Source organism: Pseudarthrobacter sp. 1C304 (assembly GCF_052245515.1).
Taxonomy (GTDB): domain Bacteria; phylum Actinomycetota; class Actinomycetes; order Actinomycetales; family Micrococcaceae; genus Arthrobacter.
The window spans coordinates 598,293-621,584 of record NZ_JBQQCH010000002.1; the positions used below are offsets into that span (position 1 = coordinate 598,293).

The 23,292-nt window shown below is 62.8% G+C and carries 21 protein-coding genes; 10 read left to right on the forward strand and 11 right to left on the reverse strand.

Annotated features, from left to right (window positions below; all coding sequences use genetic code 11):
* Positions 1 to 153: 153 nt before the first annotated feature.
* On the reverse strand, positions 154 to 1,677 hold the full coding sequence (locus ACTWQD_RS06810) for a polysaccharide biosynthesis tyrosine autokinase (RefSeq protein WP_443195383.1): 1,524 nt from the start codon (positions 1,675 to 1,677) through the stop codon (positions 154 to 156).
* Positions 1,678 to 2,500: 823 nt separating this feature from the next.
* Between ACTWQD_RS06810 and ACTWQD_RS06815 the strand changes: the two genes are divergently transcribed.
* The 7 genes from ACTWQD_RS06815 to ACTWQD_RS06845 all read left to right on the forward strand — a co-directional run bounded on the left by ACTWQD_RS06815 (position 2,501) and on the right by ACTWQD_RS06845 (position 11,129).
* Positions 2,501 to 3,610 carry a glycosyltransferase gene (locus ACTWQD_RS06815; RefSeq protein WP_443195384.1) on the forward strand — a complete coding sequence of 370 codons (1,110 nt, stop codon included), beginning with the start codon at positions 2,501 to 2,503 and terminating at the stop codon, positions 3,608 to 3,610.
* Between the two features lie 37 nt (positions 3,611 to 3,647).
* Complete coding sequence (locus ACTWQD_RS06820) at positions 3,648 to 4,898, forward strand: glycosyltransferase family 4 protein (RefSeq protein WP_443195385.1); 1,251 nt, start codon at positions 3,648 to 3,650, stop codon at positions 4,896 to 4,898.
* A gap of 94 nt (positions 4,899 to 4,992) precedes the next feature.
* Entirely contained in the window at positions 4,993 to 6,378 is a 1,386-nt protein-coding gene (locus ACTWQD_RS06825) for a sugar transferase (RefSeq protein WP_443195537.1), read from the forward strand.
* Positions 6,379 to 6,423: 45 nt separating this feature from the next.
* Positions 6,424 to 7,737 (forward strand): UDP-glucose dehydrogenase family protein, encoded by a 1,314-nt coding sequence (locus tag ACTWQD_RS06830; protein ID WP_443195386.1) that lies wholly within the window; start codon positions 6,424 to 6,426, stop codon positions 7,735 to 7,737.
* 3 nt (positions 7,738 to 7,740) lie between these two features.
* Entirely contained in the window at positions 7,741 to 9,627 is a 1,887-nt protein-coding gene (locus ACTWQD_RS06835; RefSeq protein WP_443195387.1) for a DUF4012 domain-containing protein, read from the forward strand.
* A 175-nt stretch (positions 9,628 to 9,802) separates the two neighbouring features.
* Entirely contained in the window at positions 9,803 to 10,399 is a 597-nt protein-coding gene (locus ACTWQD_RS06840) for an LPXTG cell wall anchor domain-containing protein (RefSeq protein WP_443195388.1), read from the forward strand.
* Between the two features lie 295 nt (positions 10,400 to 10,694).
* Positions 10,695 to 11,129 (forward strand): VanZ family protein, encoded by a 435-nt coding sequence (locus ACTWQD_RS06845; RefSeq protein WP_443195389.1) that lies wholly within the window; start codon positions 10,695 to 10,697, stop codon positions 11,127 to 11,129.
* Here the strand turns inward: ACTWQD_RS06845 and galU are convergent.
* Genes galU through paaA form a run of 7 tightly spaced genes read right to left on the reverse strand, consistent with a single transcriptional unit; the run spans position 11,122 to position 16,916 of the window.
* Positions 11,122 to 12,012 (reverse strand): UTP--glucose-1-phosphate uridylyltransferase GalU, encoded by an 891-nt coding sequence (galU, locus tag ACTWQD_RS06850; RefSeq protein ID WP_443195390.1) that lies wholly within the window; start codon positions 12,010 to 12,012, stop codon positions 11,122 to 11,124. The genes ACTWQD_RS06845 and galU overlap by 8 nt on opposite strands.
* 16 nt (positions 12,013 to 12,028) lie before the next feature.
* Positions 12,029 to 12,808 carry an enoyl-CoA hydratase/isomerase family protein gene (locus ACTWQD_RS06855; RefSeq protein ID WP_443195391.1) on the reverse strand — a complete coding sequence of 260 codons (780 nt, stop codon included), beginning with the start codon at positions 12,806 to 12,808 and terminating at the stop codon, positions 12,029 to 12,031.
* A 39-nt stretch (positions 12,809 to 12,847) separates the two neighbouring features.
* Positions 12,848 to 14,080, reverse strand: a complete 1,233-nt coding sequence (gene paaE, locus ACTWQD_RS06860; RefSeq protein ID WP_443195392.1) for a 1,2-phenylacetyl-CoA epoxidase subunit PaaE — start codon at positions 14,078 to 14,080, stop codon at positions 12,848 to 12,850.
* Between the two features lie 10 nt (positions 14,081 to 14,090).
* Complete coding sequence (paaD, locus tag ACTWQD_RS06865) at positions 14,091 to 14,660, reverse strand: 1,2-phenylacetyl-CoA epoxidase subunit PaaD (protein ID WP_443195538.1); 570 nt, start codon at positions 14,658 to 14,660, stop codon at positions 14,091 to 14,093.
* Positions 14,661 to 14,671: 11 nt separating this feature from the next.
* Positions 14,672 to 15,586 (reverse strand): 1,2-phenylacetyl-CoA epoxidase subunit PaaC, encoded by a 915-nt coding sequence (paaC, locus tag ACTWQD_RS06870; protein ID WP_443195393.1) that lies wholly within the window; start codon positions 15,584 to 15,586, stop codon positions 14,672 to 14,674.
* Entirely contained in the window at positions 15,583 to 15,888 is a 306-nt protein-coding gene (paaB, locus tag ACTWQD_RS06875; protein WP_443195394.1) for a 1,2-phenylacetyl-CoA epoxidase subunit PaaB, read from the reverse strand. The genes paaC and paaB overlap by 4 nt, the downstream gene beginning before the upstream one ends.
* Positions 15,885 to 16,916, reverse strand: coding sequence for a 1,2-phenylacetyl-CoA epoxidase subunit PaaA (paaA, locus tag ACTWQD_RS06880; protein ID WP_443195395.1), 1,032 nt, complete (start codon positions 16,914 to 16,916; stop codon positions 15,885 to 15,887). Before paaA ends, paaB begins: the two co-directional genes overlap by 4 nt.
* Positions 16,917 to 17,047: 131 nt before the next feature.
* On the opposite strand from paaA, the gene lepB reads away from it, so the two are divergent.
* Positions 17,048 to 17,761, forward strand: coding sequence for a signal peptidase I (gene lepB / locus ACTWQD_RS06885; RefSeq protein WP_443195396.1), 714 nt, complete (start codon positions 17,048 to 17,050; stop codon positions 17,759 to 17,761).
* A 61-nt stretch (positions 17,762 to 17,822) separates the two neighbouring features.
* Here the strand turns inward: lepB and ACTWQD_RS06890 are convergent, their stop codons facing one another.
* The 3 genes from ACTWQD_RS06890 to ACTWQD_RS06900 form a co-directional block, all read right to left on the reverse strand.
* Positions 17,823 to 19,286: a polysaccharide biosynthesis tyrosine autokinase gene (locus tag ACTWQD_RS06890; protein ID WP_443195397.1), complete on the reverse strand. Its 1,464-nt coding sequence runs from the start codon at positions 19,284 to 19,286 to the stop codon at positions 17,823 to 17,825.
* A gap of 84 nt (positions 19,287 to 19,370) precedes the next feature.
* Complete coding sequence (locus ACTWQD_RS06895) at positions 19,371 to 20,282, reverse strand: hypothetical protein (protein WP_443195398.1); 912 nt, start codon at positions 20,280 to 20,282, stop codon at positions 19,371 to 19,373.
* A gap of 432 nt (positions 20,283 to 20,714) precedes the next feature.
* Positions 20,715 to 21,317: a hypothetical protein gene (locus ACTWQD_RS06900; protein ID WP_443195399.1), complete on the reverse strand. Its 603-nt coding sequence runs from the start codon at positions 21,315 to 21,317 to the stop codon at positions 20,715 to 20,717.
* A 238-nt stretch (positions 21,318 to 21,555) separates the two neighbouring features.
* On the opposite strand from ACTWQD_RS06900, the gene ACTWQD_RS06905 reads away from it, so the two are divergent.
* Together ACTWQD_RS06905 and ACTWQD_RS06910 are read left to right on the forward strand one after the other, a co-directional pair.
* Positions 21,556 to 22,146 carry an arsenate reductase/protein-tyrosine-phosphatase family protein gene (locus ACTWQD_RS06905; RefSeq protein ID WP_443195400.1) on the forward strand — a complete coding sequence of 197 codons (591 nt, stop codon included), beginning with the start codon at positions 21,556 to 21,558 and terminating at the stop codon, positions 22,144 to 22,146.
* A gap of 60 nt (positions 22,147 to 22,206) precedes the next feature.
* Positions 22,207 to 23,283: an LCP family protein gene (locus tag ACTWQD_RS06910; RefSeq protein WP_443195401.1), complete on the forward strand. Its 1,077-nt coding sequence runs from the start codon at positions 22,207 to 22,209 to the stop codon at positions 23,281 to 23,283.
* Positions 23,284 to 23,292 lie beyond the last annotated feature (9 nt).

Sequence of the window (23,292 nt, forward strand, 5' to 3'; positions counted from 1 at the left end):
TTCTTGCGACTTCTAGTCACAAGCGAGCGATCAAAGATCGGCGTGCATCGTCCGAGCGTTTCCGCGAGAGTCCCCATCCGTGGTCCCTACACGCGTCGGAGCCGACTGAGGCCGGTCGTCTATCAGTCATTACGCTCGCTGGGTCAACTATTCCTAGTCCTCCCTACGCCTGGCCAGACGCTGTGGGAATCGGCTCGCGGTTGATTTACTCTCCTGAGCATGGAGCAACCGCTGAAATTCGTCATCATCGTTGTGAGGACTCGGGAATTCCATAGTTTCGGCTCTTTCCTTGAGCGAGAAACTCGGAGTGGACGGCTCATTTTCAAAGGATTCATATCCGTATGAACCGTACCCGTAGGCGTCTGGTCCTCTCGTCGGCGTTCTGTTCATGACGATGCCGAGCAGGTTCGCTGAGACCAATTCCAGTGAATTTAGCGATTTTTCAAGATCTTTGTTAGTGACCTGCTGCGTTCCGACAACGACGACCACTCCGCCTACGTGCTGCGACAGCACGGCAGCATCGGTGACTGGAAGCAAGGGAGGCGTGTCGATAATGACCACGTCAAATGTCGTTTCGAGGCGTTCGATGAGTGCACGCATAGAGCGGGACCCTAGGAGTTCGCTCGGGTTCGGGGGAATTTGCCCTGAAGTCAAGACGAACAAATTGTCACCGCCCCAGGGCTGCAGGAGGTCATTGACGTCTGCGGCTCCGAGTAAGGCGGTCGTAAGACCGGCATTCCGTTCGAGCCCTAAGTACTCTGAAATCATCGGACGTCGAAGATCCGCGTCGACTAGGCAAACCGCTTGTCCGGATCTCGCCATTGCAATAGCCAAATTCGTGGCTGTTGAGCTTTTCCCCTCTCCCGGCAGGGAGGACGTGACGAGAATGGTCTTTACCTGGCGCGAGACGGTTGCGAATTGCATATTGGTTCGAAGCTGTCGAAACGACTCGGCCCGTGGACTTCTCTGAGCGGCCTCCGTCAGGAGTGGCGTCTCCGCCGCAGTCGGATCAGCAGCGATTCCGCCTAGAACGGGGGACTCAGTGATTCGGCGGATGTCTGCTTCACTCCGAATCCGAATATCGAGGCTGGTCCTGAGTAGGGCCAGCACCGTTCCGAGTGCCAGGCCAGTCAGGGAGCCCAGCAGGAGATTGAGCTTTGCGTTAGGCGAAGACGGCTCGGCTGGCGCTTTCGCGGGCGCCACTACTGAAAGGGTGACCGGGGAGACACCTCCGGACTTCGGTTTCTCCAACTCGTCCACAGAACTTATGAGACTGTCCGCTACAGCTTGCGCGATGGCAGCCGCTTGGACGGAGGAATGGTCTGTGACAGAGATGTTGATCAGTACTGTGTCCAAATCTGTCGACGCCTTGACACTTTCCGCCAGGTTTTCGGCAGTCGTCTCGATTCCTAGACGATTGATTGCCGGCTGGAGAACGGCGGGAGTGGTCGCGATCTTCACATAGGACTGCACCCGTGCTTGGCTGAAGGTGTTTCCTTGCTGGAGCTCCTGTACAGAACCGGAATTCTGGATCGCCACGAATAGCCTTGTGGTCGCCGTGTAATTTGGCTTGACAACAATGGTGGCGACTCCGCTTAGGAGCAGACCGAGCAGCGAGAAGGCCACAATCCAAATCCAGTTGCGGCGCAATATGCGCAGATACTCTTGCAGGTTCAACCCGAGTCCCCCAGTGTCATTACGGGGGGCGCCTCCAACGGCGCCACCAGCATTACGGCCCTATATTCATCGGTCACTATACCGGGGAGCCGTATGGCCTCCCGCACTGAGCGTCCCGCGAGACCTGCGCTTGCAATACGCGGCGGGCTGCTGGTGCCCGCGACAAGATGGCTTCGGTTGATTCTGCCGTCGGTCTAGGGCCCGCCATGGTCCGGCCCAGCGATCGATACGACATTTTATGCGATGTGGGCCACCCGGTGGCGTCGTCGAGCCGTATAGCGCTCCGAGTTCAGTCGACTTAGTCCATCTCCTGAAAAATGAAAAGCTGCCACGGTACAGGCAGGGTCAGCCTCAGCTACATACCCAGTTCTCCGGGGAGGACGTCCATGAACTCCGCCCAAGTCGAGAACGTGAGGAATATCTCAGTGTGAAGAGCGGCTAGACATTGCAAAGGATGCGGACGACAGACGTGTATCACTTCGAACCAGGGCGAATGCTGGTGGAGTACGAAACTGACCGCCTCAACCCAGTTGGAGTCGAGGACATCGGGTCGCAGCCGATCCACTATGATTTCGTTTGGTCACAAGTCCGATCTTGACTGACGAGATGCCTAAGCTCGTGATCGGGGCTCGGCCCTGCGCCATTCGTCACGGCGTTGATGTTAAGAGGATCGAACGTGCCCGATGTGCGTTTTAGAGACGCGCAAAGCTTCTTCGGACCGCCGTCAGTTTAAATACGAGCACGGGTCAGTTTAGTTTTTGAATCAGGTAATGACAGGGGATGGTTGGCGTTGACTCGCACTGGGGGACTCGATTTTCGAGGGTTGCTGGTTCATGAATGGATAGAGGAAACAGGCGGAGCCGAGAAGGTTCTGGATGAGTTCTCAAAGATTTTCTCTTCTTCTGACATATTTTGTTTATGGAACGATCATTATGATCGGTACCACCCGGGAAGAGTTCGAGAATCATGGCTGGCCAAAACTCCTCTGCGGGGTCGCAAGTCGCTTACTGTTCCCTTTCTACCCGCGCTTTGGCGCAACGCCCCGCTTCCGGACTACGACTGGTCCTTGGTAAGTTCTCACCTGTTCGCCCACCACGTAGCTTCCGGCCGCAAGATGCGCAACGTCCCGACATTCGTCTATGCACACACACCTGCTAGGTACATCTGGGCACCCGACCTCGATCACCGAGGTGCAAATATCGGTGTGAGAAGCGTTGCTCCGGCCTTCAGACTTCTGGACCGCAGGCTCTCGCGATTCCCCACCGCGATTGCTGCCAATAGTGAGTTCGTGCGGGAGCGCGTTCGAGCGTCCTGGGATCGAGATGCGGCCGTCATCTATCCTCCAGTTGACGTATCGCGAATCGCGAGTGTCAAAAGGTGGGCGGACGAATTGACGGATGAGGAGTTCGCCACTCTTACGCAGATGCCACAATCATTCCTACTCGGCGCGTCTCGGCTGGTTCCCTACAAACGCTTGGACGCTGTAATCAAAGCGGGCGAAGTTGCAGATCTTCCGGTTGTCATCGCCGGGTCGGGACCCGAGTTGGCTCGGCTGAAGACGCTGGGATCGAACGCAAAGGTTCCAGTTATCTTCTTGGGCCGAGTCTCGGACGCGATGCTTTACGCCCTCTATCAACGCGCACTGGCGTTTATCTTCCCGGCCATTGAAGACTTCGGCATTATGCCGGTAGAGGCCATGGCAGCCGGCACGCCAGTAGTGGCGACGACAATTGGTGGTGCAGCTGAGAGCATCGTCCACGGCGTCACCGGGGCGCTTGCCGATTTTGATTCGGATGAGGCGCTGAAATCAGCAATTGACCTCGCGCTGAGCATCGATTCGTCGGCATGCACGGAGCGCGCCTTCGAGTTTGACCGCCCTTCATTCAGACAACGGACTCTCGACTGGATTCCGGATGAGTTCCATGAGAACTAATAGAAGCGCTATAGGCGGTACAGAACGAAAGACAGGCATGGAAACCAAGTCGGTCGATGTTCTCATTTTCAACCACACGTCAATTATGTCCGGTGGCGAAATCGCGCTGGTTGATCTCTTGCGTGCGAACATTGCCGAGCATGTGCACGTGCATACCGACAGAGCGGGGGGCCTCACAGATGCGATAGGACGTTTGCCTGGAGTGACTTGGTCTTCGACGAGGACTGGTACTTCATCAACCGAGTCCGACAGCCTAGGTACGGCCAACGCATTACGAGCCATTGTTCTTCGATTCACGACGCTCATCCAGATGCGCCGTGATTACTCGAGGGTGCTGGCTCAAATCAGCAGCCCAACAATCTACTCAAACACGCTGCGCAGCACTCTCGTACTCACAACCTTGGGGCTGGGGGGAAGGCGCCTGGTTTTCCATCAGCGCGATCAACTGACACCTGAATATCTCGGGCGATGGTCCGCATTTGTTAGTCGAGCGCTTATCCGTGCCAAGGCCTCCCACGTGATCGCTAACTCCAGCAGCACCGCTACAACATCCCCGCTCCCACCCGCGCGGACTAGCGTTATCCCGTCCGCAGTCGCGGACAGCTTCTACAAAATACCTATTCTTGAGCAAGATGCGACCCTGCGAATTGTCATGTTGGGTCGCCTGAGCCCGTGGAAGGGCCAACTCGAGTTTCTTCGGTCATTGCTAGTGCTCCGAGATGAAATCGGAAACACCAATTGGGAAGCAGAAATCGTTGGCGGCGCTTTATTCGGTGAATCTGAGTATGAAGATAAACTGAAGTGCTTCATTGAGAAGCACGATCTCGGATCCAAAGTCCGCATGCTTGGCCACGTCAACGGTGTGGAACAGATCCTCGCCCGGTGCCATGTGCTCGTCCACGCCAGCACTCTTCCCGAACCATTCGGCCAAGTCGTCGCGCAGGGCCTTGCGTCAGGCAGAGCCGTTATTGCCGCCAACTCAGGTGGTCCCCTCGAAATTATTCGGCACGAAGACACTGGAATACTTGCAGATCCGACAAACGCCTTCGAACTGGCTAACGCATTGGATCGCGTGCTGAAGGACGAGGGGCTACGTCGGCATCTGGGCGAAGCCGGGCGCGAATCTGCAGGACGGTATCGCATAAACCGAATCTCACATGAAGTGAGATCTGTACTGAATCTGGACCGCCGGTCGAAGTCCCATCCCCCTACCTCTGCACTTTCGGAGGAGTCCGGGACAGCTTCAACAGGGACCAGAGACCGAAACGGCCAAGCGAATCATGACTAGTACTGACATCACCCAAACGGAGACGCCACCCGGGACTCAGCCTCGGCCGGGGGAAGTCCCATGGCATCGCCGCTACGCACGACGAATTCGCTACATTGATGCGTTCGTTGTTATTTGGGCAGTGATCGGAGCTTTTATGATCCGATTCGGCATGGAATCTGATGTGCTGCTCACTGATCAGGATCTCCCGTACGCTATCCTCTCCGTGGCCTTGGGCCTTGCATGGTGGGTGATGCTGGGGGCTTGGAGCAGCAGGGAGCCCAGGATTCTGGGAGCGGGGGCCGACGAGTATAAAAGAGTGGCTGCAGCCTCTCTTTGGCTTTTCGGGTTAATCGCCACTGTGTCCTACGTGTTCCGCGTGGACACAGCCCGTGGCTACGTGGGTGTGGCCCTTCCTGTAGGGCTCGCAGGACTACTTCTTGGCCGTTGGCTTCTCAGGCAACACCTGAATGTGGACCGCAATAGCGGACGGAGTGCCTCGCGACTCATGCTTGTGGGCGGGCCAAGTGCCATAGCGCATCTTTCTTCTTCCCTCCAGAGGGCGAAACACGCAGGCTACTTGCCCGTGGCCGCGTATTCTCCTGGGGCGCACGAATCCATAGATGCAGAGGGTGAGTTGGGCCTCCCGCTACTCGGATGCAAGCCCGAAACTGCTGCGATCATGGCGGCGATAGACCTGTGCCAAGCCGACGCGGTGGCCATTTCAGCTGGAGTCCAACTCCATCCACAGACTCTGCGGCACCTTGGATGGGAACTGGCTGCCAAAAACATAGGCCTGATCATGGCACCTGCACTCACCGACATTGCTGGGCCCAGAATCCACACTCAGCAAGTAGCAGGTCTTCCGCTCATCCATGTCACTACTCCTGCATTAGAAGGTGGCCAAGCAGTCGCTAAACGGCTATTTGACGTCTTAGCATCGTCTCTTTTGATCATCGCTTCTTTCCCGGTAATGGCAGTGGTAGCGATACTGGTCAAGGTCGAGAGCCAAGGTCCAGTCCTCTTCAGACAAGAACGCGTTGGCATCAAGGGCGAACACTTCCGTATGTTGAAATTCCGTTCGATGGTGGTGGACGCTGAACAGCGCCTGAGCGATCTGACGCGACTCAATGAAGGAAGCGGGCCTCTTTTCAAAATGAAATATGACCCGCGGGTCACTCGCACCGGACGTCTCATCCGAAAGTTCAGCTTGGATGAACTCCCTCAACTATTCAATGTTTTCCGGGGGTCCATGAGCCTAGTCGGCCCGCGGCCGCCGCTGCCGTCGGAAGTCGCCGCTTATGAGCACGACGTGCGACGCCGGTTGCTAGTAAAGCCAGGCCTCACTGGCCTATGGCAGGTTAGCGGACGCTCAAATTTGTCGTGGCAGGACTCAGTAAGACTGGACCTCTACTACGTCGAAAACTGGTCGCTGGCGGGGGATCTCATCATTTTGCTGAGAACTTTTCGCGCCGTTTTCCGCAGCTCTGGCGCCTACTAATCATTTTTCCCAAGACCGACGCCCTTAATAGGCAAGGATGAACCTATGAAAATTTCAGTCATTGGCTGCGGCTACCTCGGCGCGGTTCATGCAGCATGTATGGCAAAGCTAGGACACGACGTGGTAGGGATCGACGTCGATGAGCGCAAGATTGCCGCGCTCTCGGAGGCCAAGTCGCCGTTCTACGAACCAGGACTTGATGACCTTCTCGAGGAAGTCCAGGCGACCGGGCGTTTGTTCTTCACTACCGATATGGCAGCCGCTGCCGGGTGTGACGTTCACTTCATCTGTGTGGGAACTCCACAGAAGAAAGGCGAGAATGGCGCCGACTTGAGCTATGTTGACGCCGCCACGTCCACGCTCCTCCCCCACCTCCGACCCGGAAACATCGTTGTCGGAAAGTCGACCGTGCCCGTGGGCACGGCGGCCAGACTTGCAGAATGGGTCCGCCAAGTAGAGCCCCTAACCCAGATGATGTGGAACCCCGAATTCCTTCGCGAGGGGCATGCTGTCTCCGACACGCTTCGGCCCGACCGCCTTGTGTACGGCGTCGAGGGCGGTTCCGAGGACCATCCCGCCGTGACCACACTGGACGCGGTCTACGCCTCACCTTTAGATGCTGGAACTCCCCGACTGGTAACAGACCTCGCCACTGCCGAACTGGTCAAGGCAGCGGCAAACTCGTTCCTCGCCACCAAGATCTCCTTCGTCAACGCCATGGCTGAGGTCTGTGAAGCCTCAGGGGCCGACGTGACTCAGCTGGCCGACGCGATCGGACTCGACGATAGAATTGGCCGGAAATTTCTCAACGCCGGCGTCGGATTCGGGGGAGGATGCCTCCCGAAGGACATTCGAGCGTTTATGGCAAGGGCCGGTGAGCTAGGTGCGGACCAGGCCCTGACATTCCTCCGTGAAGTGGACGCCATCAACATGAGGCGCCGCACGCGGGTGGTCGAACTGACCCGCGAACTTTGCGACGGCACCCTGCTAGGAAAGCGAATAACCGTCCTTGGGGCCGCGTTCAAGCCCGAGAGCGACGACGTTCGGGACTCGCCAGCGCTCAGCATCGCCGCCCAGCTCCAGCTCCAAGGCGCCGTCGTAACGGTAACGGATCCAAAGGCGCTGGCAAATGCCGCCGGTAGATTCCCCGAACTGCACTACGAACTTGACACCGACAAGGCTGTCCAGCGAGCCGATGCTCTGCTGCTGCTTACCGAGTGGCAGCAATACCGCGACCTGGAACCCTACGCCTTGGCTGAGTTGGTAGGCGTGCCCCGCATACTCGATGGTCGCAACGTTTTGGACGCCGCAAAGTGGCGCGCTGCGGGATGGAGCTATCGCGGGCTGGGGCGTCCATAGCCGATGACTGAAACTCATTACGAACCCTCGCCAGGGGATAAAAACACTGGACAACGCAAGCGCTTCAGTGCGAAGACCGACGGCACGGGCTGGCGGCACCGCTACGTCGTTGCTTTCGCGGGGTTAGGCGTCACGGCGGTACTTGCAATTGCCGCGGTGGCTTGGATTGGTACCCGAGCCACCATAATCAACAACGAGCTTGAAGCGACCGCGCTTCTCATTCCCGCTCTCAGAGAAAATTTAACTGGGAATGAGCCGGTAGAGGCCAAAGATACTTCGGTGAAGCTTGGCGCCCACACCGCCGCTGCCCGGGACGCAGCGGCGGATCCCCTCTGGACCCTTGCTGCCTCCATCCCTTGGATCGGCGACAATTTCAAAGCTATCTCGGAAGTTGCGCGCTCAGCGGACGATGTTGTCACCTTCGGTGTCGACCCCTTGGTGAACGTCTACGGTTCGCTCGATTGGGGCAGCCTCTTGCCGAGCAGTGCGGGGACGAACTTGGATCCGATCCAAAAAGCATCCCCCAGCGTCTCGGCCGCTGCTCACGCCGTACGGGCGTCTGCCGAACGGCTGTACAGCATCGACACAGGCAACTTGTGGCCTCAAGTGGCCGAACCACTTCAACGGGCTAGAGAGCAACTCCGGGAAGTGACCGGTACCCTCGACGCGGCCGCGAATGCAGCTGAATTGGCTCCAAGCATGCTGGGCGTAGATGGCGAGCGGAATTACCTTCTTATTATCCAAAATAATGCAGAGGCCCGGGCCTCCGGAGGCATTCCTGGGGCTCTCGCGGTGCTCGCGCTCGACGATGGCAAGTTAACGCTTGGCGCACAGAGTAGTGGAAGCGCAGTGGGCGCAATGTCACCCGTGATTCAGGTCGACCCGGAACAGCAACAAATTTACTCGACTCGACTTGGCAAATTTATGCAGGATGTCAATCTGACCCCAGACTTTCCCACCGCTGCTGCAACTGCACAAACCATGTGGGAGAGAAAAACCAATCAGCGGGTGGATGGGGTGGTCTCTATGGACCCGATCGCCCTGGGCTACGTCTTGGATGCGACTGGTCCCGTGAAGTTGAGCGATTCCAGGCTACTCGGAGTGACCAGCGGCGACCTGCCGACTGAGTTGAATGCAAAAAACGTGGCGTCTACGCTCTTATCCGATGTCTATTCAGAAATTGAGCTACCCGAACACCAAGACGCCTACTTTGCTGCGGTAGCCAAGGAAATTTTCGGGGCCCTATCGGATGGCACTCACATCGATGCTAAGGGACTCATCAAAGGTATTTCCCGGGGAGCGGCAGAGAACCGAATTATGCTCTGGTCAGCCACCCAGGCGGAACAATCAGTCATCAACAAGTACCCGCTCAGCGGGTCAATCGCCGGCCCGAGCGTGGCGCCTGCAGAGTTCGGCGTGTATTTCAACGACGGCACTGGGGCAAAAATGGATTTCCACGTCAAACGTGCTGTCCAGCTTGTCAAGAAATGTGCCGTAGACGGCTACGAGCAGGTCACAGTCCGAATTACGAGCACTAGCAATGCGCCCGCTGACGCAGCCACGTCCCTGCCCGCGTACGTCACTGGCGGCGGTATCTATGGCGTGCCAGCTGGAACTGTCCGGACCAACGTGATCACCTACGGCCCCGTGCAGGCCAACGTAGAAACTGCCATGGTGGACGGTGCTAAAACCGACTTCGCTGCCCATCACCACTCCAACAGGCCCGTGGGAATGGTCACCGTTACCCTTGCGCCCGGGCAGAGCAGCACGGTAGAAATGACCTTCGGAAAAATCGTCCAGCATACGGAACCGAATGTGGTTGTCACACCCACCGTTCAGCCGCTCAGGGACGTCATCCTGCCCACCGAAAATGCAGTCTGCAATCCGTGAAAGTTAACGCCAGGTAACGGGTATGTAAAGCAACTGGATTCACTTTGGCCACACGCGATAACAGTGCTATCGTCAGCGTGGGCTTACTAAATGAGATTTCAACCTGCTGCCACTCGAGGAACTCGGAAATCTCCACCACGCGTGACACTCGTATACACAGTCTCAGGGGGACACATTGAAGAAAACACTTGCCGCGATCACCCTCGCCGGCTCCATGGCACTCATTGGCGCAGTTCCGGCCATGGCAGTCAACACCACTTACCCGGCCCCGCCGGCCAACGCCGCCGTTTCTGACGGCACGGTTGGCCCGGGCGAGCAGTTCGTCTTCCGGGGCAAGGGCTTCAAGGCCGGCGAAGGCCTGGTCATCAAAGTAACGCCGGGCGGCCGCCCGGCCTCGACCGGCGCCAGCGTCAACGGCCGCGGCATGAGCGTCACCGGCAAGATCACCCTGCCGCTGGCACCGCAGGAGTTCTCCTCCAGTGCAAACGCCAACGGCGAGTTCTCCTTCCCGGTCAGCATCAACGACACCGGCGTTTACACCCTGACGGCCACCGGTATGGAGTCCGGCGTAACGGCCAGCGCCAGCGTCACGGTGCAGGGCGCAGCCATCAACGGAGCCTCCAACGCCAACGCCTCTGCTAACGGCCTGGCAGACACCGGTGCTGATTCCAACCTGATGATCTGGTCCCTGGTGGGCGCAGGCGCACTGGCCGCCGGTGTAACCTCCGTCGTGGTGGTCCGCCGCCGCGCCAAGGCTGAAGCCGCAGCCTAAGCGCTAGCCGCCAAAGCACCAAAGTGGGTGAGGGTCTCCGGGAAACCGGAGACCCTCACCCTTTTGTTTGTCATACGGGACCACAGCGCACCCGGAGTTGAAAGACTGCGGTTACTATGTGCTGTGGCGGAAAATCAGGGTTTGGGGAGACATTGGCGCACAAGACGCTGGCAGCTGGATATTTCGCTGCCGCAGCCTCCGCGGCAGGCCTTCCCCTACCTTTCCCTGGCACTGCTGGCGGCGGCCGCGTTCGGAGTCTCCGCCCTGGCCATCCTGAGGACCTCCTGAGGGCCCTGTGAGGGTCCCCGGTACACCGCGGCACTGGCGCGCGCTGCTCGTAAGTTTTTTAGCCATCCTGGCGCTGGTTGGCTTCTGGCCCAACCCAGTGGACCGGCCGGTGCAGGGCCAGCTGTCGGCCTTCCTGTTCCTCATTCACGTGCTCGGCGCCCCGGACTGGATCGGCTACGGGACAGTCGAGGCCTCCGCCAATGTGCTGCTCTTTGTGCCCCTGGGCCTGGCCGCGGCGCTGGCCTTTCCTGGGCGGCCCTGGTGGCGGATCGGCGCCCTCGGGCTGCTGGTCTCCGGCTGCATGGAGCTGGGGCAGCTGCTCTTCCTCCACAGCCGCTACCCCAGCGCGCTGGACCTTGCCACGAACACCGCCGGGTGCGTCGCGGGGTTCCTCCTGGCGGCGCACCTTCTCCGCCGCCAGGAGCTACGGCAACCTAGCTGACGAATTCCTTCATCCAGGTCTTGAGCTCTTCGCCGAACTCCACCCGCTCCGAGGCGATGGAAATGACGGCTTTCAGGTAGCTCAGCTTGTCGCCGGTGTCGTAGCGCCGGCCCTTGAACACCACACCGTACACACCGCCGCCCTCGCAGTCCGAGGTAGCCAGGGTCTGCAGGGCATCCGTGAGCTGGATTTCCCCGCCGCGGCCGGGCGCCGTCTCCTCCAGCACGTCGAACACCGCCGGGTGGAGCACATACCGTCCGATCACGGCCAGATTGGAGGGCGCATCCGCCACGGCCGGCTTCTCCACCAGCCGGTTGACCCGCACGTGGCCTTCGCCGTCGACCGCGGAAATGTCCGCACAGCCGTAGGCGCTGATCTCCGCCGGGTCCACCTCGATCAGTGCGATGACGGAGCCCCCGGTCCGGGCCTGCACCTCGATCATGGTGCTGAGAAGCTCGTCCCGCTCGTCGATCAGGTCATCCCCCAGCAGCACGGCGAACGGTTCGTCGCCCACGTGCTGGCGGGCGCACAGCACAGCGTGGCCCAGGCCCTTGGGGTCGCCCTGGCGGACGTAATGCAGGGGTCCCAGGCTGGAGGCGTGCTGGACGGCTTCCAGCCGGTCCAGGTCCCCCTTGTCCTCCAGGGTGCGCTCCAGGTTCGGCGCGCGGTCAAAGTGGTCCTCCAGGGCGCGCTTCTGGCGGCCCGTAATCATCAGGAGGTCGGTCAGGCCCGCCTTAACGGCTTCCTCCACCACGTACTGGATGGCCGGCTGGTCCACCACCGGCAGCATTTCCTTCGGCATTGCCTTGGTGGCCGGAAGGAATCGTGTTCCCAATCCGGCAGCAGGAATGACGGCCTTTTTAATTGATTTCCCCAAAGTCATGAGGGGATTCTAGCGGCTAACCATTGAAAACTGGCTTTCGCTTTTCCTGGAAGGCCCGGAACCCCTCGGCGTAGTCCTCGGTTTTGCAGAGCCGCGCCTGTTCGGCATTCTCCTCTGCCATGGACTCCCAGAGGCCCAGCCGCTGGTCCCGGATGTGCGCCACCAGCTCCTTGCTGGCGGTGAACGCGCTGGTGGCGCCGGTGGCGGCTTTCGCCACGATGGCGCGGGTGGTCTCCAGCAGCTCGGCCGCGGGCATGGCGCGGCTGAACATCCCCTGGGCCACGGCCTCAGCGCCGCTCATCAGCTCGGCGGTGTAGACCAGGTCCAGCGTCCGGTGCATGCCGAGGCGCTCGGTGAAGTACCAGTGGCCGCCGGAATCCAGCGTGGCACCCAGGTTCGCGAACGGCGAGCCGAACTTGGCGTTGTCCGCCACGTACACCACGTCCGTGGCCAGCAGCAGGCCCAGCCCCACGCCCAGACAGGCGCCCTGGGCGGCCGCGAACGTGGGGGCCGGGAATTCACTCATCTTCTTCAGCAGCGGCTGCAAGAGCCCGCCCAGGTAGCCCTGCACATCGTCCGTCTCCGGCGTTACGCCGGCGATGTCCCGGCCCGCGCAGAAAGCCCGTCCCTCTCCCCTGAGCAGCAGTGCCCGCACCTCTCCGCGCGAGGCGGCGGCAGCGGCGTCGTCGTACGCCTTCGACAGGTCCCGGAGGGCCTGCTCATCCAGCGAGTTGAGCTTGTACGGGGCGTCCAGGACGATCTCGGCGATGCCGTCCGCGATGGAGAGGGAAATCATGGGGCTCCTTGGTGGAGGGGGTACGGGCGGAGGGGCTGCTTAGACGTCGAAGTCGACCGTGACTTCCGGCGTGGTGGGGTGGGACTGGCAGGTGAGCACGTAGCCCTTGTCCAGCTCGTCCTGCTCCAGCGCGTAGTTCTCGTCCATGGTGACGGACCCGGTGACCACCTTGGCACGGCAGGTGCCGCACACGCCGCCGGCGCACGCGAACGGCACATCAGGGCGGACCCGCAGGGCCGCGTTCAGGATCGATTCGCGGGCGTGGGTGGGGCTGGCCACCTCGCCCTGGAGGCCGTCCAGCTTGAAGGTGATCTTGTAGGTGGCCTGGGACTCGTCCACCACCACAGGGCGGCCGGCGTTGCCCTCGGGGCGGTCCGGCTTGCCTGTGGTGAACAGTTCGAACCGGACGTGGTCCGGGTTCACGCCGCGCTCGGCCAGAGTGTCCCGGCACAGCTGGACCAGCTCGAACGGGCCGCAGAGGAACCATTCGTCCACATCGTCGGCGTGGATGGCGGTGCCCAGCAGCGACTGCAGCTTCTCGGCGTCGATCCGGCCGCTCAGCAGCGGCGCGATCCGCTGTTCACGGGAGAGGACGTGGTGCAGGGCCAGCCGGGACGGGTACTTGTCTTTCAGGTCGGCCAGTTCCTCGAGGAACATCACGTCCATGGCGGCCTTGTTGGCGTACACCAGGTCGAAGCGGGTCTCCGGGTGCGCGGCGAGCAGCGTGCGGGCAATGGCGATCACCGGGGTGATGCCGGACCCGGCGGCGATCGCCACGAAGGAGCCGGGCTCCCCCGCCAGTTCGCTGGCCATTTCCTCCGGGTGGTTCATGGAGTTCATGAGGTTCTGCTCTTTGCCGTCCCGGCCGTGCTTGGAGACAAACGCGCCCATGGGGCTCATCACGTCCAGCACGTCACCGGCCTTGAGCTCGGAGTTGGCCCAGTTGGAGAACAGGCCGCCCAGGTCCTTCTTGATGGCGACTCGGATCTCGCTGCTGCCGTCCGCGAAGCTCCGCGGCTCCGCGCAGATGGAGTAGCTGCGCCGGATCTCCTTCGGCTCGCCGGATTCGTCCGGCAGCATGGTCCGTAGAGCCACATACTGGCCGGGGAGATAGTCGAACTGGCCGGCAAGCTCGGCGGGGACGCCGAACGTCACCTCGATCGCGTCGTCCGTGAGCCGGCGGACCTCGTCGACCGTCAGCGGGTGGAAGGACGCACGACGGCGGCCGGTGGCTGCCGCCTGCTCGGCGGCGGTCTGGCGGACAACAGTCATGGCTTTTTCCTTACAAAACTTTGAAGTAGTCGAACGGTTCCTTGCAGTCCTGGCACACGTAGAGGGCCTTGCAGGAGGTGGAACCGAAGCGGGTGAGTTCCTTGGTGTGCAGCGAGGAACACTGCGGGCATTTCACGGCGAGGGACAGCCGGACCGGCCCGGCGTGCCGCACGGCTGCCGAGTGGCCTGAGGGCGGTGCGATCCCGTACTCCTGCAGCTTGGCCTTGCCGGCCTCGCTCATCCAGTCCGTGGTCCAAGCCGGGGAGAGGACCATGTCCACGCTGACGCTGGGGTAGCCTTCGCGGTTGAACGCGGCCTTGAGGTCATCGCGGATGGCGTCCATTGCCGGGCAGCCGGAGTACGTCGGCGTGATGGTGATATGGACCGTGGGGACCATACCGCCGTCGGCCGCGTTGGGTTCCTTCGTCACCTGGACGTCGCGCAGGATCCCCAGGTCCTCGATGGTGAGGACCGGGATTTCCGGGTCGCAGACGGTAGCGGCGAGGTCCCAGGCCCTCTGCTCGGGAGTCTTCTGCTCCGCGGGGCGGGCCTCCGCGGCGGTGGGGTGGCTGACGTACATGTCCATGGTGGTTACCAGCTGGCTCCTGGGTACTCGCGGGCGAGCACCTGCATTTCGGCGAGGATGTAGCCCAGGTGCTCGGAGTGCAGGCCTTTGCGTCCGCCGCCGGGGGCGGGCTGGACCTTGGGCACCTCCAGTTCGGCCTCGGCGAGGACCTCGCCGGTGAGCCGGTCAAACTCGGCGCGCAGGCTGGACGGCTCGACGGCGGCTCCGCTCGCGCTGAGGCGGGCGGTGAGCTCGTCGTCGCGGAACAGTTCGTCCACGTAGGGCCAGATGACCTTGAAGCCGTGGATCATCTTCTCGCGGGACTCGTCTGTGCCCCCGGCAAGCCGCAGCACCCATTGGGCGCTGTGGTCACGGTGGTAGTCAACTTCTTTGACGGCCTTGGCGGCGATGCCGGCCAGGGTGGCGTCGGTGGACTGGGTCAGTTTGCTGTAGAGCTCGAACTGGTAGTAGCTCACCACGAACTGGCGGGCGATGGTGACGGCGAAGTCGCCGTTGGGCTGTTCGAAGATCGAGGCCGAGCGGAACTCGTGCTCGCGGCGGAAGTAGGCCAGCTCGTCCTCGGAGCGGCCGTCCAGTCCCCCGGCGTAGCTGAGGAAGGACCGGGCGTGGCCCAGCTGGTCCAGCGCGATGTTGCCGAGGGCGATGTCCTCCTCGAGCTCCGGGGCGCGGGAGATCCAGTGGCCCAGGCGCTGCGCGAGGATCAGGGCGTCATCGCCCAGGCGCAGCGCGAACTCGGCCACATCCTCGCTGGGCTTCGCGGTGCCGCTGCTCACAGCGAGGGCGATGTCCTCCGGGCGGAGGGCGTTGCCGGGGGTGATGCGGGTGGCGCTGGCCGTCGCCTCGCCGCTGCCGCCGGCTGCTTTAACGCCGACGTTGAGGTCGCCGTGGCCGGTTTCCGTGGTTGTTTCGGAGGTGCTCACAGGTGCTTCACGCCCTCGCTCTTGGTGTAGTACGTCGCGTGCCGGTAGTCCTTGCCCTGCGGCGACTCGAAGAAGGCGCCCTTGGCGTCCGGGTCGCTGGAGGCGATGGCGTCGGCCGGGACCACCCAGATGGACACGCCCTCGTTGCGGCGGGTGTACAGGTCGCGGGCATTGCGCAGGGCCATGGCGGCGTCCGGGGCGTGCAGGGAGCCGGCGTGGACGTGGGACAGGCCGCGGCTGGAGCGGACAAAAACTTCCCAGATGGGCCAGACGTTGCCTGCGTGGGGTTCTGGGGATGTCATGCTGCGGATTCCTTCTCTGCTTGCTTCTGGGCCTGCTTTGCCGCGTACGCGGCGGCGGCTTCGCGCACCCAGGCGCCGTTGTGGTGGGCTTCGCGGCGCCGTTCCAGGCGCTGGGCGTTGCAGGGGCCGCGGCCGGCGAGGACCTCGTGGAACTCGTCCCAGTCCAGCGGGCCGTGCTCCCACTTTTTGGTTTCTTCGTTGAAACGGATGTCCTTGTCCGGGAGGGTGAGGTCCAGGACCTTGACCTGCTCCATCATCATGCCGACAAAGCGGTTGCGGAGCTCGTCGTTGCTGAAGCGCTTGATGTTCCAGGCCATGGACTGCTTGGAGTTGGGCGAATCGTCATCCGGCGGGCCGAACATCATCAGGGCCGGGGCGTACCAGCGGTTCACCGCGTCCTGGGCCATCTGCTTCTGCTCCGGCGTGCCGTGGGAGAGTTCCAGCAGGATCTCAAAGCCCTGGCGCTGGTGGAAGGATTCTTCCTTGCAGACGCGGACCATGGCGCGGCCGTACGGGCCGAAGGAGGCACGGCAGAGCGGCACCTGGTTGGCGATGGCGGCGCCGTCCACCATCCAGCCGATGGCACCCATGTCCGCCCAGGTGCGGGCGGGATAGTTAAAGATGGAGGAGTACTTGGCCTTGCCGTCCATCAGGTCCTGCATCATCTGATCGCGCGGCTGGCCGAGGGTCTCGGCGGCGGAGTACAGGTACAGGCCGTGGCCGGCCTCGTCCTGGACCTTGGCCATCAGGATGGCCTTGCGCTTAAGGCTGGGGGCGCGGGAGATCCAGTTGGCTTCCGGCTGCATGCCGATGATCTCCGAGTGCGCGTGCTGCGAGATCTGGCGCAGCAGGGTCTTGCGGTATGCCGGGGGCATCCAGTCGCGGGGTTCGATCCGCGAATCCTCCGCCATGACTTTGTCGAAGTATGCCTGGCCTTCAGCGTCGCGCCGGGCCACATCTTCAAGGCTCTGTTCGTGCCGCGCCGACGTGGGCTCTCCGGGCACTGACTGCAGGGTCTGCGCTGCCATGGTTGCTCCTATGCATATCCGATAAATAATTACCGACCGTTCGTTCAGGATATGCGGAAGGGCGGAGATGCGTCAAGCACCGGGGCGGTGTGGGAAAGGCTGGGGCGGCCCGCCGGTGGTAGCTTGAACCCGTGAAGATCCGTGCCGGCAAGAAGCTCCCCCTCTGGGCCTCCGTGGCACTGAACATGACCATCGCCCTGGTGGCGGTGGCCCTGGTCCAGGGTTTCCTGGTGAAGTCCTACCGCGTCCCGTCCGGATCCATGGAGCCCACGCTGCAGGGCTCGACCGGCGGCGGCGACCGGATCCTGGTGAACCGGCTCGCCTATACGGGCTCAACGCCGGGCGCCGGCGATATCGTGGTGTTCACCCGGCCGGACAGCTGGCAATCCGAAACGGCCGCACCCCGCAGCGGCGGGGCCGCAGGGCTAATCCGCTCCTTCGGCGACGTGACCGGGATCGGGCCCTCCAACGAGCAGTTTCTGGTGAAGCGCGTGGTGGCCGCCGGCGGTCAGACCATCAGCTGCTGCGGGGACGACGGGAAACTGCGCATCGACGGCCAGCCGGTGGAGGAACCGTACATATTTGAGGATTTCCCGTTTGAGGCGGGCACCCTCGACTGCCAGAGCAGCCCCCGGTCGCTCCGGTGCATTCCCCCGTTCACCGTTCCCGACGGCCAGCTGGTGGTCCTGGGCGACCACCGCGCCAGCTCGGTGGACTCCGCCATCGCCTGCCGGACGCCGTCGCCCGATCCCGTCGACTGCGTCCGCACGGTCCCGGCCTCCGCAGTGGTAGGCCAGGTGGCGGGCAGGTTCTGGCCCCTGGACCGCATTGGCGGCGTGGGCTGACACTCCTGCTTAAACGAAAATTCCCCTCGGAGCTGCGTTCCGAGGGGAATTTCCGTTGCTGCTAGCGGGCCAGCTGGGGCTCCTGCTCGCGCGACTGGTATTCGGTGTAGTAGCGGTAGGCGCCCGCGCCGGTGGTGGGCACCCGGTTGAGGATGGTGCCCAGCACGTTGCCGTTCACCCGGCCCAGATTGCCGAGGGACTTGCCCAGCTCCTCATCGGTGGTCTTCCCGGCCCGGATGACCACGATGGCGCCGTCGGCGATGCGGGTGAGCACAGCGGCGTCCGTGACGGGCAGCAGCGGCGGGGCGTCCACCAGCACAATGGCGTCCTGGGCGAGCGTCCTGAGCAAGGTCTTCATCGCGTGCGAGCCCAGCAACTCGCTGGGGTTCGGCGGGATCCGGCCCGATCCGAGGACCCGCAGGTTGGGCATGGCACTCCATTCCTGGAGTACGTCCTCAAGTTCCGCGTGGCCGCTGAGGACGTCCGTGACGCCGACGCCGGGGATGAGGTTGAAGACGTCCACCAGAGTGGGGCGGCGCAGGTCGCCGTCCACCACCACCACGTTCTCGCCGGCGGCGGCCATGGTGACGGCCAGGTTGGCGGTCACGGTGGACTTGCCCTCGGCCGGTACCGAGCTGGTCACCACGATGATCCGGGGAGGATTGTCCACGTCCACGTACTGGAGGTTGGTGCGGAGCTCCCGCAGCGCCTCGGTGATGGCGTGCGAGCCGTCGCCGGCCACCGGGCTGTACCCGTCGTCCAGCACGGTGCTTTTGCCGTCCAGACGGTGGTCCACCGGGAGGGTGCCCAGGACGGGGACCCCGAAGCGGCGCTCGACGGCGGTGGCGCTGCGGAGCCGGCGGTCCAGACGGTGGCGGATCAGCGCGTAGGCGAGGCCCAGGGCCAGGCCGGCCAGGGCGCCGATGGCGAGGGTGAGCTTGACGTTCGGGGAGGTGGGGGTGGTGGGCAGGGTGGCTTCGCCCAGGGGCACCACGCGGATCACCGGGACGGGGACGACGTCGGAGCCTTCCACCGCCTGGATGCTTTCCAGTTCCTTGACCTGTTCAGCCAGGCCGCTCACCCAGGCATCCGCGACGCGCTGGGCCATGGCGGGGTCAGTGGACGTTGCGGTGACGGCCAGCTGGGCGCTTTCCTTCGGCACGGCCACGGACACGGAGCCCAGCAGGGAGTCCGGTGAGGTGCTGAGGCCCAGCTGGTTGACCACACGCTCGGCCACGAGGCGGGACTTGGCCACCGACTCATACTTGGCGGCTTTGGTCTGGGCAAGGTTCTCGCTCATAAGGGAAAGGCTGAGATCATCGGAGCCGCCTGCCACCACGATGCCCGTGGACTGTGCGGAGTAGATCTTGGGCTGCAGGAGAGTCCAGCAGAAGGCGAGGACGGTGAGGGCCAGGGTGAAGGCCAGAATGCCTTTCCAGCGGGCCCGGGCGATGCGGAGGTAGTCCTCCAGCGCGAGCCCCGCCGGCGCTTGCCCGCTGCTTTCGGCAGTTTCAAAACCAGTCACGCTTAGGTCCTCTCCCCCGTGTTCGGCCCCAGCGACCCACACGAAAATTTACTGTACGGTACGGTGACCGCGTTGTGGTGCATGTTAACCGCGCAGGAGTAGCCCCTGGTCAACCAGCCCGTCTACGGCCGCATCGAGCAGCGCCTCGTAGCCCTCGGGCAGGCCGTGCACGGCCTCGATCCGTTCCGCCAGGGTCTGCATCGAGACTCTGTGCCGGGCCGTCTGCCAGATGATGGGGCCGATGCCGCTGAGCCTGGTCAGCTCGGTCTCTGTCAGGACGAGAAGGTCGTCGCCGATCTCGACGGCGTCGACGGCTTCGGTGCGCTGAATCCAGCCTGCGGGGGTTGGCCCTGCTGCGGAGTCCGCCTCCAAGTCCGCCAGTGCGGGCTTCCACTCCCCAAAGCCATCCGACAGCTTGACCGGGCCCGACGCGAACAGCGGCGCCACCGCGTCCTTGAGGTCAGCGGCTTCGGAGTAGCTCACGCGGTACACGCCGCCCACGCTGTCGATCAGCCGGCAGAGCGATTGCAGCGGCTGGACCACCGCTGCCTGGGAGGACGTATCCGGAATCAGTGCCAGCACTGCGTCCACCAGGGGCACCCCTTCGATGACCGGCCGTTGGTACTCCCCTTCTCGAACCCTGTCCAGCAGCGCGATGGCCGCGATGCGGGGGTTGTCCGGAGCGACCTTCAGGCCCAGCTCGTCCGGGCCCACCTGCAGCTTGGCGACACCCGGCGTTGCCTGCTTAACAGACAAAGGCTTCGGGTAGGGCACCACGGTCCCATCAGGCCGAATAGCGAGAGTTTCGTCAGTGATGTAGCCGAAGGCCCTCGCGAGCTGCGACGACGCAGTGGTCTTTCCGGTGCCGGACTTGGCCACCAGGGCAACCACCCTGCCTTGGTCGTCAGCGACACCGCAGGCGTGGAGCATTGTCAGCTCGCCGGCCCGCTCCAGGATCGCAGCGATCGTTACCTCCGAGGTCACCGCTTCAGCCAAGCCCTCAAAGGTATCTGACTCGAGGTGCCGGACACCGGCGTCTGCGCACCTCGAATCAAAGTGGAGAGTTGCCGTGAAATGCAGGTCCGAAGCACAGCGTGCGTCTCCCGACGCGGTGAGACTCCTGAGACCGCTAAGACAACGACTCCATGCTTTTTTCATTTCCCGCCGCTGGGCGTCGCTGACGGCCCCACCCCATTCAACGTTGAAGGTTGTTTCCAGTACATCGATATTCAAGTCAGTGGAGCCTTCAACTATGTTCCCCAATTCGAGCACTATCCATGTCTAGGGATCGGCTTCATCGGCCACCAAAACCACGTTGCCGCGGCGGTTTCCGCGTAACTTCCCAAAAGCATTCAGGTATCTGTCTCTCGCCATTAGATCACTGCTGAAGCGCCCGAGGACGTCAAATCCGGCGGCGAGGGCAAACTGCTAGCCCAAGGTGATAGTTGACGTCTCTGTCACTGTGCGTCCACCAGGGAAAGTGACTGCAACGGCAAGGGTGTATTTGCCGCCGACAGCAGTCCCGTTTCCGGTGAAATTGTAGCGAAAAGTGTTGAAGGTAAGGACGAGCGATCCGTTGGTCGGAAGGCCACCACTACGAGTGAAGGAGCCCGAATATGTCCGACCCGCCGTTCCCGAGAACGTCCCGGAATACGAAGTTGTCGACGTCGCCGTGAGCGAGGTAAAACCTACTCCCGGCGCTTTTTCTGCGACTGGTGCATTGGGAGTGATGGTGATAATACCGGTGATGTCGCCGGCGATGGCCCCCTGCCCATTCTGGATTGTCAATTTCGGAGAAGCTGCTCCATACCTAGTTTGACCGGGGCTTCCCTCTTGGCCGACACGCACAAACGACGTCGTCCCCGCCGCAGGAACTGGAGCCAAGGTCACCGTGGCATTCCCCGCGGACGCCGCAGCGGCCGGCGCTGCAATGGCTGCCGCAATAACAGGCACGCTCCAGGCTGCGGTCTTCACAACGGAACGGCGGTCGAAGCTGGCTTTCGGTGCGGCCAGGTTCTCAGTCTGCGACATCTTTTTCCCCAAGTTCTTGTGCGGCGAACCCCCCATGGGCCCAGCTCCAGCCGAGCGTCTCGGCATCCGTGGACGACTGTACGCAAAAAAGCATGAATCTTCAATATCAAGATGCTTTATTTTCAAGAACGACAGAACTCGGCCCTATCTCCCGGGGACGGGCCGGTCCTGCCCGGCGCGGCTAGACTCGGAAACCACGCCGCCTGCACGAGTCTCGCTACAGGAAGTTGGGAAAACCTTGGAAGCGCCACACCCCGTCCAGATCCTCACGGTCTGCACCGGCAACATCTGCCGCTCGCCCGTGGCCGAACGCCTGCTGCAGGCCGGCCTGGACCAGGTGCAGCCGGGTGCTTTCGAGGTGCGGAGTGCCGGAACCCGGGCCATGGTGGGCGACCCCATCCAGCCGGCGTCCGCGGACATCATCCGGACCTACGGCGGAACCCCGGACGGCTTCGCGGCCCGGCTGCTGACGCCAAAGATCCTCCGGGAACAGGACCTGGTGCTGGCCATGACCGCCAAGCACCGCGGCGCCGTAATGCAGACGGACGCTTCACTGCTGAAGCGGACCTTCACCATCCGGGAGTTTGCCCGCATGCTGAAGGTCCTGGAAGAGCGCGACGCCCCGTCCGCCGCCGTCGACCTTCCGGCGTTCTGGCGGGAGCTCCCCGCCCGCGCAGCCTCGGTGCGGCATCTGGCTTTGGCGGCGGATGCTGCCGACAACGACGTGGTGGATCCCTACCGGCGCGGCCAGGAAGTGTATGACCAGATGGAGGATGAGCTGGCCCCGGCCATCCTCACCATCCTGCGGTTCGCCCGGCAGAACAGCTGACCAATTAACTCGCCTGTGCTGCCACGGTTTTTTGGCGTACCGCGGTGGTAATGTCCGGCCATGGGAACGTCGCCGGAACCAGCAGAAGCAGCCACAGGCACCGCCGCGGCGCCGGGCGGCAGGAACCGCCGCCGGACCCTCGCCGTCGCCATTGTGGCCGTACTGGCGGTCCTGGGAATCGTGGTCGCCGCGTTCCTGATCAACAGGCCGCGGACCGAAACCGCGGCCCCGCCGCGAAGCTCCGCCCCGCCGGCGACATCTGCGGCGCCCACGCCGGAACCCACACCCACGCCAACTCCTGATCCGCCGCCGACGGCCCTGAACATCCTGCTGGTGGGCAGCGACAGCCGGATCAATGAACGGGCTGTCGCTGCTTCCGGCGCGGCGTCAGACCAGCGCGGGGACGCCCTCATCCTCCTCCACATCCCGGCAGACCGGCAGGCCATCTACGGCATCTCGATCATGCGCGACCTCTGGGTGGCCATCCCCGGCTACGGCGCTGCCAAGGTCAACGCCGCGCTGGAGCTCGGCGGGGTGCCGCTGATGACGCAGACGATGGAGTCGCTGCTGGGCCAGCCCATCAACCACACTGTGATGCTGGACTTCCAGGGCTTCGCCGCCATGACCGATGCCCTGGGCGGGGTGGACGTGGACATCAAGCAGCCCTTCCAGGGGACCGTGGACGATTTTGTGTACTTCCCGCCGGGGGTGAACCGGCTGAACGGCCTGCAGGCGCTGGCGTTCGTCCGCGAGCGCCACGCCTTCTCGGACGGCGATTACCAGCGCGTCCGGAACCAGCAGACCTTCCTCAAGGCCGTGATGGCGAAGATGGCGGCCGAGGGCGGGCTAAGCGACCGGAACACCGTGAAGCAGCTGGTGTCCACGGTCCTCCCCCACGTCACGGTGTCCCCCGGCCTCACCGTGGAGACGCTGGAACAGCTCGTGTACAGCCTGCGCAGCACACCTCCGGGCAACGCCATGTTCTTCACGCTCCCCACCGCGGGTACGGGCTTCAGCCGGGACGGGCAGTCCATCGTCGTGGAGGACCGTGCCGCCACCGCCGCCGTGTCCGCCGCGCTAGCCTCCGGGACCCTCGGCGAGTACATCGCCGCGAACGGGCTGCAGAACGGGAACTGATACCCGGCC